The organism is Enterobacter sp. 5-4, assembly GCF_000612205.1.
Taxonomy (GTDB): domain Bacteria; phylum Pseudomonadota; class Gammaproteobacteria; order Enterobacterales; family Enterobacteriaceae; genus Enterobacter; species Enterobacter roggenkampii.
Map to the genome: position 1 here is coordinate 46,238 of NZ_JFHW01000010.1, position 12,078 is coordinate 58,315.

At 57.2% G+C, this 12,078-nt stretch carries 10 protein-coding genes; 4 read left to right on the forward strand and 6 right to left on the reverse strand.

Annotated elements, in window-relative coordinates:
- Nucleotides 1–7 precede the first annotated feature (7 nt).
- Nucleotides 8–2,449, forward strand: a complete 2,442-nt coding sequence (rnr, locus tag AA74_RS0106415; RefSeq protein ID WP_008502912.1) for a ribonuclease R — start codon at nt 8–10, stop codon at nt 2,447–2,449.
- Nucleotides 2,450–2,515: 66 nt separating this feature from the next.
- Nucleotides 2,516–3,247, forward strand: a complete 732-nt coding sequence (gene rlmB / locus AA74_RS0106420) for a 23S rRNA (guanosine(2251)-2'-O)-methyltransferase RlmB (protein ID WP_008502911.1) — start codon at nt 2,516–2,518, stop codon at nt 3,245–3,247.
- Nucleotides 3,248–3,338: 91 nt separating this feature from the next.
- Here the strand turns inward: rlmB and AA74_RS0106425 are convergent, their stop codons facing one another.
- On the reverse strand, nt 3,339–4,613 hold the full coding sequence (locus AA74_RS0106425) for an MFS transporter (RefSeq protein WP_023326551.1): 1,275 nt from the start codon (nt 4,611–4,613) through the stop codon (nt 3,339–3,341).
- A gap of 194 nt (nt 4,614–4,807) precedes the next feature.
- Here AA74_RS0106425 and AA74_RS0106430 point away from each other — a divergent pair, with 194 nt between their 5' ends.
- Nucleotides 4,808–6,430, forward strand: coding sequence for an isovaleryl-CoA dehydrogenase (locus tag AA74_RS0106430; RefSeq protein ID WP_025911912.1), 1,623 nt, complete (start codon nt 4,808–4,810; stop codon nt 6,428–6,430).
- On the opposite strand, the gene AA74_RS0106435 is transcribed toward AA74_RS0106430, so the two are convergent.
- The 3 genes from AA74_RS0106435 to bsmA form a co-directional block, all read right to left on the reverse strand.
- Complete coding sequence (locus AA74_RS0106435) at nt 6,427–8,358, reverse strand: methyl-accepting chemotaxis protein (protein ID WP_025911914.1); 1,932 nt, start codon at nt 8,356–8,358, stop codon at nt 6,427–6,429. The genes AA74_RS0106430 and AA74_RS0106435 overlap by 4 nt on opposite strands.
- A 172-nt stretch (nt 8,359–8,530) precedes the next feature.
- On the reverse strand, nt 8,531–8,818 hold the full coding sequence (yjfN, locus tag AA74_RS0106440) for a DUF1471 family protease activator YjfN (protein ID WP_021240708.1): 288 nt from the start codon (nt 8,816–8,818) through the stop codon (nt 8,531–8,533).
- Between the two features lie 136 nt (nt 8,819–8,954).
- Nucleotides 8,955–9,284 (reverse strand): biofilm peroxide resistance protein BsmA, encoded by a 330-nt coding sequence (gene bsmA, locus AA74_RS0106445; protein WP_023616161.1) that lies wholly within the window; start codon nt 9,282–9,284, stop codon nt 8,955–8,957.
- A 137-nt stretch (nt 9,285–9,421) separates the two neighbouring features.
- On the opposite strand from bsmA, the gene yjfP reads away from it, so the two are divergent.
- Entirely contained in the window at nt 9,422–10,144 is a 723-nt protein-coding gene (gene yjfP, locus AA74_RS0106450; protein WP_025911918.1) for an esterase, read from the forward strand.
- Here the strand turns inward: yjfP and ulaR are convergent.
- Together ulaR and ulaG are read right to left on the reverse strand one after the other, a co-directional pair.
- Complete coding sequence (gene ulaR / locus AA74_RS0106455; protein WP_008502904.1) at nt 10,141–10,896, reverse strand: HTH-type transcriptional regulator UlaR; 756 nt, start codon at nt 10,894–10,896, stop codon at nt 10,141–10,143. The genes yjfP and ulaR overlap by 4 nt on opposite strands.
- 109 nt (nt 10,897–11,005) lie before the next feature.
- Nucleotides 11,006–12,070 (reverse strand): L-ascorbate 6-phosphate lactonase, encoded by a 1,065-nt coding sequence (gene ulaG, locus AA74_RS0106460; RefSeq protein ID WP_006810379.1) that lies wholly within the window; start codon nt 12,068–12,070, stop codon nt 11,006–11,008.
- Nucleotides 12,071–12,078: the final 8 nt, after the last annotated feature.

Consider the following 12,078-nt stretch of genomic DNA (forward strand, 5'->3'; position numbering starts at 1 on the left):
AACCGACATGTCACACGATCCTTTCCAGGAACGCGAAGCCGAAAAATACGCGAATCCTATCCCCAGCCGCGAGTTCATCATTGAACACTTAACAAAACGCGAAAAACCCGCCAATCGTGAAGAACTTGCTGTTGAATTAAACATTGAAGGTGAAGAGCAAATTGAAGCCCTTCGCCGCCGCCTGCGCGCGATGGAGCGTGACGGGCAGCTGGTCTTTACCCGCCGCCAGTGCTACGCGCTGCCAGAACGCCTCGATCTGCTGAAAGGGACCGTCATTGGTCACCGCGATGGCTTCGGCTTCCTGCGGGTGGAAGGCCGTAAAGACGATCTGTATCTCTCATCTGAACAGATGAAAATGTGCATCCACGGCGACCAAATTCTGGCGCAGCCGCTGGGCGCTGACCGTAAAGGTCGCCGAGAAGCGCGCGTCGTGCGCGTCCTGGTGCCAAAAACCAGCCAGATTGTTGGTCGCTACTTTACCGACGCGGGCGTGGGCTTCGTGGTGCCGGACGACAGCCGTCTGAGCTTCGACATTCTGATCCCACCTGAAGAGGTGATGGGCGCCCGCATGGGCTTTGTGGTGGTGGTGGAACTCACCCAGCGCCCAACCCGTCGCACCAAAGCGGTAGGTAAAATCGTCGAAGTGCTGGGCGATAATATGGGCACCGGCATGGCCGTTGATATGGCGCTGCGCACCCACGAAATTCCATACATCTGGCCGAAAGCGGTTGAAGAGCAGATCGAAAGCCTGCGCGAAGAAGTGCCGGAAGAATCCAAAGTGGGCCGCGTGGATCTCCGCTCCCTGCCGCTGGTTACGATCGACGGTGAAGACGCCCGTGACTTCGATGACGCCGTCTACTGCGAGAAAAAACGCGGTGGCGGCTGGCGTCTGTGGGTAGCGATTGCAGACGTAAGCTACTATGTTCGTCCGCATACCCCGCTGGATAACGAAGCGCGCAGCCGTGGTACCTCGGTCTACTTCCCGTCGCAGGTTGTACCGATGCTGCCGGAAGTGCTGTCTAACGGCCTGTGTTCCCTGAACCCGCAGGTTGACCGCCTCTGTATGGTTTGCGAGATGACCATCTCCAACAAAGGGCGCTTAACTGGCTATAAATTCTACGAAGCGGTGATGAGCTCGCACGCGCGTCTGACCTACACCAAGGTCTGGCATATGCTGCAGGGCGACCAGGATCTGCGCGAACAGTACGCGCCGCTGGTCAAACACATCGAAGAGCTGCATAACCTCTACAAAACGCTGGATCAGGCGCGCGAAGAGCGCGGCGGGATCTCCTTTGAGAGCGAAGAGGCGAAATTTATCTTCAACGCCGAGCGCCGCATTGAGCGCATCGAGCAGACTCAGCGTAACGATGCGCACAAGCTGATTGAAGAGTGTATGATCCTGGCGAACATCTCGGCGGCACGCTTCGTTGAGAAAGCCAAAGAGCCTGCGCTGTTTCGTATTCACGATAAACCGTCGACGGAAGCCATCACCGCGTTCCGCTCCGTGCTGGCCGAGCTCGGTCTGGAGCTGCCGGGCGGCAATAAGCCAGAGCCGCGCGATTACGCCGAGCTGCTGGAATCCATTAGCGATCGTCCTGATGCAGAAATGCTACAGACAATGCTGCTGCGCTCGATGAAGCAGGCGATTTACGATCCGGAAAACCGCGGTCACTTCGGCCTGGCGCTGCAGTCTTACGCCCACTTTACGTCGCCGATCCGTCGTTACCCTGACCTTTCGCTGCACCGTGCGATCAAGTATCTGCTGGCGCAGGAGCAGGGCCATAAAGGGAACACCACTGAAACCGGTGGCTACCACTATTCGATGGAAGAGATGCTGCAGCTGGGTCAGCACTGCTCCATGACCGAACGCCGTGCCGATGAGGCCACCCGCGACGTGGCGGACTGGCTGAAATGTGACTTTATGCTGGACCAGGTCGGTAACGTCTTCAAAGGCGTGATTGCCAGCGTGACCGGCTTTGGCTTCTTCGTTCGTCTGGACGAGCTGTTTATCGACGGTCTGGTGCACGTCTCCAGCCTGGATAACGACTACTACCGCTTCGACCAGGTCGGTCAGCGTCTGATCGGCGAATCTGGCGGCCAGACCTATCGTCTGGGCGACCGTGTGGAAGTGAAGGTTGAGGCCGTGAATATGGACGACCGTAAAATCGACTTCAGCCTGATCTCCAGCGAGCGCGCGCCGCGTAACGTCGGTAAAACCGAGCGCGAAAGAGCGAAAAAAGGCGGAAACGGCAAAACGAGCGGCAAGCGCCGTCAGGCCGGTAAGAAGGTGAACTTCGAGCCGGACAGCGCGTTCCGCGGTGAGAAGAAGCAGAAGCCGAAGGCGGCGAAGAAAGAAGCCCGTGCCGCGAAGAAACCTTCCGCGAAGACACAGAAAATAGCGGCCGCCACCAAAGCGAAGCGCGCGGCTAAGAAAAAGCAGGCGGAGTAAATTCTCCCCTCACCCTGACCCTCTCCCCAACCGGGAGAGGGGAAATACTTATTACGAGAACCATCAATGAGTGAAATGATTTACGGCATCCACGCGGTGCAGGCCCTTCTCGAGCGCGCACCGGAGCGTTTTCAGGAAGTGTTTATTCTGAAAGGGCGTGAAGACAAACGTCTGATGCCGCTGATCCACGCCCTGGAAGCGCAGGGCGTGGTGATCCAGCTGGCTAACCGCCAGTTCCTGGATGAGAAAAGTGAAGGCGCGGTTCACCAGGGGATCATTGCCCGCGTGAAGCCGGGCCGTCAGTATCAGGAAAACGATCTGCCGGATCTGATCGCTGAGCTCGAGAATCCGTTCTTCCTGATCCTCGATGGCGTTACCGATCCGCACAACCTCGGCGCGTGTCTGCGTAGTGCGGATGCGGCGGGCGTGCATGCGGTGATCGTGCCGAAAGATCGCTCCGCGCAGCTGAACGCGACGGCGAAGAAAGTGGCCTGCGGCGCGGCGGAAAACGTTCCGCTGATCCGCGTGACCAACCTGGCGCGCACCATGCGTATGCTGCAGGAAGAGAACATCTGGATCGTCGGCACGGCCGGTGAAGCGGATCATACCCTGTATCAGAGCAAAATGACCGGCCGTCTGGCGCTGGTGATGGGGGCGGAAGGTGAAGGTATGCGTCGCCTGACGCGCGAGCACTGCGACGAGCTGATCAGCATCCCGATGGCGGGCAGCGTGTCCTCCCTGAACGTGTCTGTTGCGACGGGCATCTGCCTGTTTGAAGCGGTGCGTCAGCGCGGGTAGCCTGTTATGCCGGGTGGCGGCTTCGCCTTACCCGGCCTACAAAGGCACGGTACCGTAGGCCCGGTAAGCGTAGCGCCACCGGGCATTAACCTCATTCCTCCAGTGACCGCAAATGGTCATCCTTCCTCAGCGTCATCAGCGCGAAAATACTCACTACTGCCGTCGCCATCACGTAGTACGCCGGAATATCCAGATTGCCCGTCTGCTTAATCAGCCCGGTTATGATTAACCCTGCGCATCCCGAGAAAATCGCGTTCGATAACGAATAGGCCAGCCCCAGGCCCGTATAGCGCACGCGCGTCGGGAACATCTCAGAGAGCATCGCCGGGCCCGGCCCCGCCAACATCCCCACCAGACCGCCCGCAATCAATACCACTATCGCTTTCACCGCCAGCGTGCTGGACTCCGCCTGCAGAAGTTTCAGCAGCGGCAGGGCGAGGATCAGCAGCAGCGCGGTGGCGATAATCATCACCGTGCGACGCCCGATCCGATCGCTCAGGATCCCCGACGGAATGATCGTCAGCGCAAACCCAACGTTCGAAATCACTGCGATCAACAGCGCCTGATTAAACCCGGTGTGCAGCGCCGACTGCAGATAGGTCGGCATAATGACCAGGTAGGTGTACCCCGCCGCAGACCAGACCATCACGCGGCCAATCCCCATCACGATGGCCCGGAGCGTGGCGGCAATGTCCGCCTGAGCGACGGCCGGTTTGTCCTGCTGCTGCACAAAGCTGGGTGTCTCCTCCATGCTGACGCGAAGCCACAGCGCAACAGCGCCCATGGGCAGCGCCAGGAAGAAAGGAATGCGCCAGCCCCAGTCGTGCAGGGCTTCAGGCGTGAGAAGGGCGGAGAGCAGCGCCACGATGCCGGCGCCCGCTAACAGCCCCAGCGCCACGGTAAAGGACTGCCAGGCACCATAGAGCCCGCGCTTGCCTCGCGGGGCGAACTCCGTCATCAGCGAGACTGCACCGCCGTACTCGCCGCCCGCGAACAGCCCCTGCAGGATCCGAAGCAGCGTAACGATCAGCGGTGCGGCAATCCCGATGCTGGCGTAGACCGGCACAATGCCGATGGCGGCGGTGGCCAGCGTCATCAGCACCAGCACAATGATTAGCGTCGGCTTACGGCCAATCCGGTCGCCGATGCGGCCAAACACCACCGCCCCCAGCGGGCGGAAGAAGAAGGCGATGGCAAATGAGGCGTAGGTGAGGATCAGGCTGGTAAGCCCCGCTTCCCCTTCAAGCTGAAAGAAGTTCTTCGCAATGACGGTCGCCAGAAAACCGTAGACCGCAAACTCATACCACTCGATAAAGTTACCAATGGAGCCGGCAATTAATGCTCGCTTGTGCGCATCCGGTTGCATAACTTTCCTCACTGAAAGGGGGAGAGAATAAATTATTCAACAAAAGCGAAGTCATGAAATAGTTTATTCTTATGTTCTGTGAGCTATTTCACGAATGATATCTGCGGGATCGTGAACGTGTGACTCCCCTCCCATGCAGCGTGTGCGCGGTCTGTCCATACTTATCGTCATTGCCACTGAAGGAGGGAGACAGTATGCACTGGCAGACTCATACCGTTTTCAATCAACCTGCACCACTCTCTAACAGCAACCTTTTTCTCTCGGACTGCGCGCTGCGTGACGCAGTCTCGCGTGAGGGTGCCGAGTGGGATATCGAACTGCTCGCCAGCATCGGGCAGCAGTTAGGTACCGCAGAGTCGCTGGAGCTGGGCAGGCTGGCGAACGTGAATCCGCCGGAGTTGCTTCGCTATGACGCTACCGGAGAGCGGCTGGATGACGTTCGCTTTCACCCGGCATGGCACCTGCTGATGCAGGGGCTGTGTGCCAATCGGGTACATAACCTGGCATGGGAAGAGGAGGCGCGTAAGGGGGCGTTTGTCGCCCGGGCCGCACGCTTTGTGCTTCATGCTCAGGTTGAGGCAGGCACGCTTTGTCCCGTCACCATGACGTTTGCCGCGACACCGCTCCTGCAGCAGGCACTCCCTAAACTATTTCACGACTGGCTGACGCCGCTGCTCAGCGATCGCTACGATCCTCATCTGGCGCCTGGCGCGCAAAAACGCGGCCTGCTGATCGGTATGGGGATGACGGAAAAACAGGGCGGCTCGGACGTGCTGAGCAACACCACCAAAGCGGAAAAATGCAGCGACGGCAGCTACCGGCTGGTGGGCCATAAATGGTTTTTCTCCGTCCCGCAAAGCGATGCGCATCTGGTGCTGGCACAGGCGAAGGGCGGGTTGTCCTGCTTTTTTGTGCCGCGTTTTTTACCTGACGGACAGCGCAACGCCGTCCGGCTGGAGCGCCTTAAGGACAAGCTCGGGAACCGCTCCAACGCCAGCAGCGAGGTAGAGTTTCTTGATGCCTCCGGCTGGCTGCTGGGGGAAGAGGGCGAAGGGGTACGGCAGATCCTCAAAATGGGCGGCCTGACGCGCTTTGACTGCGCGCTGGGCAGCCACGGACTGATGCGTCGTGCGCTGTCCGTGGCGCTATACCACGCGCATCAGCGTCAGACCTTCGGCAAAAATCTTATCGATCAGCCGCTCATGCGTGAGGTGTTAAGTCGGATGGCGCTGGTGCTGGAGGGGCAAACGGCGCTGCTGTTTCGCCTGGCCCGGGCGTGGGATAAACGCGCGGATCCCCAGGAAGCGGCATGGGCGCGGCTGTTTACCCCGGCCGCGAAATTTAGCGTGTGCAAAGCGGGCATCCCGTTTGTGGCGGAAGCGATGGAGGTGCTGGGCGGAGTCGGGTACTGCGAGGAGAGCGAACTTCCCCGCCTGTATCGCGAGATGCCGGTGAACAGCATCTGGGAAGGGCCCGGCAATATCATGTGCCTGGACGTGCTGCGCGTGCTGGCGAAGCAGCCGGGTATTCACGATCTGCTTGCCGATGAGTTTGCACAGGTAAAAGGGCAGGACAGACACTTCGACCGCAGCTGGCGACAGCTTCAGCAAAAACTGCGTAAACCGCAGGAGGCGCAGGGGCGGGAAATTGCGCAGCAGCTTTTCCTGCTGGGGGCCGGAAGCGAAATGCTGCGGCACGCATCGCCCCCGGTGGCGCAGGCGTGGTGCCGCATGATGCTGGATACCCGTGGCGGTACGCTGATGAGCGAGCAGGTGCAAAATGACCTGCTGCTGCGTGCGACGGGCAGAGTCGGTTAGTCTTTTAGCTGGAACAGACTCACCAGTTGAGCCAGATGTGACCCCTTCTCGCGCAGCGTTTGAGCGGTTTGTTCGCTGCGTGAGATACGATCCGCATTAATATGCGACGCTTCGCCAATGTGGGTCATGGCGAGATTCACCTGGCCAATCCCTGCGGACTGCTCGCGTGAGGCATGGTTAATCTCGGTGACCAGCTGGCTGATGTTATCGATATGAATGATGATGTCATCCATCGCCAGGCGCGTCTGTTCAGACAGCGCATGGCCTTCGCTCACTTTCCTGAGCGTATCGCCAATCAGCTGTTCAATCTCCTTCACCGCGTTGGCGCTGCGTCCGGCCAGGGCGCGAACTTCCTGCGCAACCACCGCAAACCCTTTCCCATGCTCGCCCGCGCGGGCCGCTTCCACTGCCGCATTCAGCGCCAGGATATTGGTCTGGAAAGCGATGGACTCAATCACACGCGTGATGTCTTCGATGCGTTTTGACGCCTCGCGAATGTCGTCCATGGTCGACACGGCGTGGGTGACCGTCTCACCGCCCTGATGGACCGCGAGGGAGGTTTCACCCACCAGCTGCTGCGTTTGCTCCATGTTGGCGGCATTTTGCTGTACGGTGGCGGCCAGCTGCTCCATGCTGGCGGAGGTCTCTTCCACGCTGCTGGCCTGCTTGTTGATCTGCTCAGAAATCTCGCCGGTATCGGAAGCCAGCGCGTTAGTGCCCAAATGGATCTCGCCTGCGGCCTCGCGAACCTGCAGAACAATTTTTTGCAGGCCTCCGCCGATGCCGTTAATGGCGTCGATCAGCTGGCCGACTTCGTCCTGACGCGTCACGGGCAGGCTGGAACGGAGATCCCCTGCAGCATATTGCCGGGCAAGATGGATCACATGGCTCAGTGGCCGGGTCAGCACACGGCGAATAAGGACCACAAACAGACCAGCAAACAGGATAGATAAGACCACGCCGGCCAGCAGGAAGCGATCGCGCATGGCGTTAACGCTTGCGAGCAGCACCGATTTATCCACTTCGCCCACGATAGTCCAGTTCCAGCCTGGCAGCGGGGTATACGCCATTTTAAGCGTGCGGCCGTCGTCGCTTACGCGTTCCAGGGTGCCGGGCTTGTCACCCAGAAGCTGCTGCTGCGTCGCGTCGTCCCACTTCGGCAACTGCCCCTCTTCACCGGCATGGAACAGGTATTGCCCGCGCGTTTTGCCGTTGCTGCGATCCAGCACGAAGAAGTGACCGCTCTCGCCCAGGCGGCGGGTGAGGATTTTCTCGCGCATGACGTTCCAGGAGTGCGTAATGTCCACGCCAACAAAGACGATCGCAATGACCTGTCCTTCGGCGTTTTTAACCGGCTGATACTGGGTGATATAGCGTTTGCCAAACAGCAGCGCCAGTCCGCGGTAGACTTCCCCTCTGTTGACGGCGGCAAAGGCCGGGCTGGCGGTATCCAGCACGGTGCCCATCGCCCGCTCGCCATTCTCTTTACGCAGGGAGGTGGCTACGCGAACAAAGTCATTACCGCTGCGTACAAACAGCGTCGAAATGGCTCCCGTACGGTTCAGGAACTCGTCAGACAGGGTGTTGTTTTGATGCAGTCCGGTATCACCGCCTTTCAGAAGCGGGACGCTGAGTCCGTTAATCGTCTGAGCCTGGGAAGTATCAATATTCAGTGGCTGCGGTAAAAAGGTGGTAAACAGCCGGGTATAACTCTCAACCTCTTCACTCAGGCTGGTGTTAAACATCTGCACCATGTCGACCATGCCGGTGGACTGATTGTGCAGGTCTTCTACCGCAAGGGCTTCAAGCTGCTGGCTGGCTTTTTGACTGAGCAGAAAAGTGAAAAGCAGAAACAGCGTGGCGACACTGACGCCCGTCAGCAGCGACAGCTTCGCCCCCAGGCCTGCACGGCGAAAAACGTTGATCATAAATTGCTCATCATTGAATAGGTGTGGTTCTTCAACGGCAGAGCGGAGATTACGTTTACTGAATTAATGTAACAAAATGTTATTTTGTTGTTATTGATTGGTTTTTCATAAGATAAAAAATTTGCAAAAGCGAAAAGCCACTAAAAATAAGTGGCTTTTATCAGGAGGGAGTTTACACGTAGAGAATGGCCTGTACCCGCCAGTGGTCGATATGGTTATCTTCCTGCATCTGGATGATGCGATACCAGGAAGCACCCTGCTCATCGGCCTTTAATGCCACGACGCGTTCAACGTCTTGCGGGCTCCCCGAGATATTATTCACGGAGATCTGGCCAATTTCATTCAGGCCAGTTACACAGTCAGCACTGGCGAATTCTGCTGACTGCGCGGTGGTGCTCACCAGGCCTGCGGAGAGCAACAGAGAGGTCAAAGCAAGAGTTCGTTTCATCGTCAGCTCCATTTCACATATTTCCGGTATCCGCCGGGCAATCCTTCGCGAATAAACTCCCATCCCTTGTCGCTGGCATGGAGTTTATTGTGGACAGGAAAATGTCTATGGACGCAAAGCAGTGTAAATGTCGTTCAAAGGTAAACCATTATTTTCGGTACAAAATGGCCTGTGAATACCACTGCCCCGTTATGATGGTTTCGTCGATCATAATAATGACGTAATAATCTGCTTTGGCGGCGACGGCTTGTGCCTTTATTGCCTCTTCTGCGTCATCCGGCGAACCGCGAACCAGCGCGGAGACGGTGCCCATTCGTTGTAATCCTTCCGTCTGATTACGACGAATCTCCTGCGGATGATCGGCAACCGGGGGAGCGGGTTGCGGTGTTCCCTGCAGTGCGCTACAGCCGCTGAGCAGAAACACCAGCAATAAAGCAGCAAACCTGTGCATAACCATATCTCGTTTCCTGATAGCCATAGTGTAGTTGTCTGTGAATTTAGTTTTGGGGGAATGTTCCCGAAGTGTTAGCTGGGACGTAATTTTCGAATGAAAATAGCCTGAAACCGTAATCCAGTTCTCAACATTATGAATCATCCATTCGTGCAGGGTCGACAATGATTGAAATTGAAATACGCCATCTCGGCGACCATGAAATTTTACACGCTATGCCAGCGGGTAAACGTGATAAACCGCTGCCTGTTGTGGTTTTTTATCATGGATTTACCTCATCGAAGCTGGTTTACAGTTACTTTGCGGTCGCGCTGGCGCAGGCAGGTTTTCGCGTGGTGATGCCGGATGCGCCTGACCACGGCGCACGATTTATGGGTAATGAGCAGGCGCGCCTTGGGCAGTTCTGGCACATACTGCACGGGAGTCTGACCGAGTTTGCCGGGTTGCGCGATGCGCTTTATGAGGCAGGGCTGGTGGCCGAGAATCGTCTGGCCGTGGCCGGGGCGTCAATGGGCGGTATGACAGCCCTGGGGATCATGACGCACCATCCAGAAGTGAGGTCGGTCGCCTGTCTGATGGGCTCGGGTTATTTTACCTCGCTGGCGAAGACCCTTTTTCCCCCTCAGGATTTAGCGGAAATCACCGCGAGGCTGGAAGAGTGGGAAGTAACCCGGGCATTGCCGCGCCTCGCAGATCGCCCGCTTTTGCTGTGGCACGGTGATGCGGATGATGTAGTGCCACCTGACGGTACCTTCCGCCTGCAGCAGGCGTTAAAGAAGGACGGGCTGGACGGTAATCTGACCTGTTTGTGGGAATCAGGCGTTCGCCACCGCATCACGCCAGCGGCGCTGGACGCCACGGTAGCGTTTTTCCGCCAGCACCTTTAAACGCGCAGCACTTTTACTCCCTGATCTTCCAGCTTCTGGAGGATCTCGGGGTTAGCCCCTTTGCCGGTGATCACCAGGTCGATCTGTTCTGCGCGGCTGAACAGCATGCCTGCGCGTTCACCGACTTTACTGCTGTCGACCAGCACCACGAGTTTGCCTACCACGTTGAGCATGTTTTGTTCCGCCATCGCGGTCAGCATATCGGTTTTATACAAACCTTCAGCGGTCAGGCCTTTGCCGCTGGTAAACATCCAGTGTCCGGCGTAGAGACTGTTTTCGCTGTCCTGTGGGCTAAGCGTAATCGACTGACTTTTATTGTACTGACCACCCATGATCACCACGCTCTCATGCTCCTGATCGATGAGATAGTTGGCGAGCGGTAAGTAGTTCGTGATGATTTGCACCGGCTTGCCGCACATCTCGCGGCCCAGCAAAAACGCCGTAGAGCCGCAGTTGATAACGACGCTCTCACCGGGATTCACCAGCTGCGACGCGGCTCTGGCGATCCGCACTTTTTCATCGTGATTCTGCGCCTGATGAATGTTCATCGGCGTCCAGCGGGGGCGCTGCTGGCTAATGGCTTCCGCACCGTTGCGAACTTTTTTCAGCTTGCCGCTTTCATCCAGCTTGTTAATGTCTCGCCGCGCGGTGGCAGGGGAAATCCCTAAACGTTCGATCACTTTCTCGACGGTGATAAACCCTGTTTGCGCCAGGAGTTCCAGTAAAATTTGATGCCGTTGCGCTTCCGTCATGAGCTATTCCGATAAGAATTGATTTGAAAAGATGATATTTGAAATAGCGTGAAATTACTAAAATAAATATGAAATCGCCAGACACAAGTCTGGCGATGTGGCCTCGGAATCAGAGGAAGGACTTAAACGGCAGGTCAGGCTCAATGGTGAAGCAATCATCGAAACCACGCGGGTAGTGGTACTCAAGATTGTCTTTGTCCAGCGGCCAGGTGAACTTGCCGCCTACCTGCCAGATAAATGGCTTGAAGCCGTACTTCAGGCGGTCTTTTTTCATCTCCCACAACACGCGAATTTCCTGCGGATCGGCCTGGAAGTTTGACCAGATATCGTGGTGGAACGGAATAACGACTTTGGTGTTCAGCGCTTCCGCCATGCGCAGCATGTCGGCGCTGGTCATTTTATCCGTAATACCGCGCGGGTTCTCGCCGTAGGAGCCCAGGGCCACGTCAATCTGATGCTCGTTACCGTGCTTAGCGTAGTAGTTGGAGTAGTGGGAGTCACCGCTGTGATACAGGGAGCCGCCCGGCGTTTTGAACAGGTAGTTCACCGCGCGCTCGTCCATGCCGTCTGGCAGTACACCTGCCGCTTTTTGATCGGCCGGCAGCGTAATCAGAGCGGTACGGTCAAAGGCATCAAGAGCATGGATTTCAATGTCTTTGATTTTCACCACGTCGCCCGGTTTCATCACGATGCAGCGCTCTTTCGGCACACCCCAGCCAATCCAGAGATCCACGCAGGTCTGCGGCCCGATAAACGGCACATCGTCCGCGCAGTTTTGCATCACCGCAGCCGCCACGTTTACATCAATATGGTCGTTGTGATCGTGGGTAGAGAGTACGGCATCGATCTGACGAATGGCAAAAGGATCCAGCACAAACGGTGTAGTACGCAGGTTCGGCTGGAGTTTTTCAACGCCGGCCATACGCTGCATCTGGTGGCCTTTTTTCATCAGCGGGTTACCGTGGCTCTGTTTGCCGGTGCCGCACCAGAAATCGACGCAGATATTGGCGCCACCTTCTGATTTCAGCCAGATCCCGGTGCAGCCCAGCCACCACATTGCAAACGTGCCAGGAGCAACCTGTTCCTGCTCGATTTCTTCGTTCAGCCAGCTACCCCACTCCGGAAAGGTGCTCAGAATCCATGATTCACGGGTGATGGTTTTCACTTTACTCATCGTTTTGA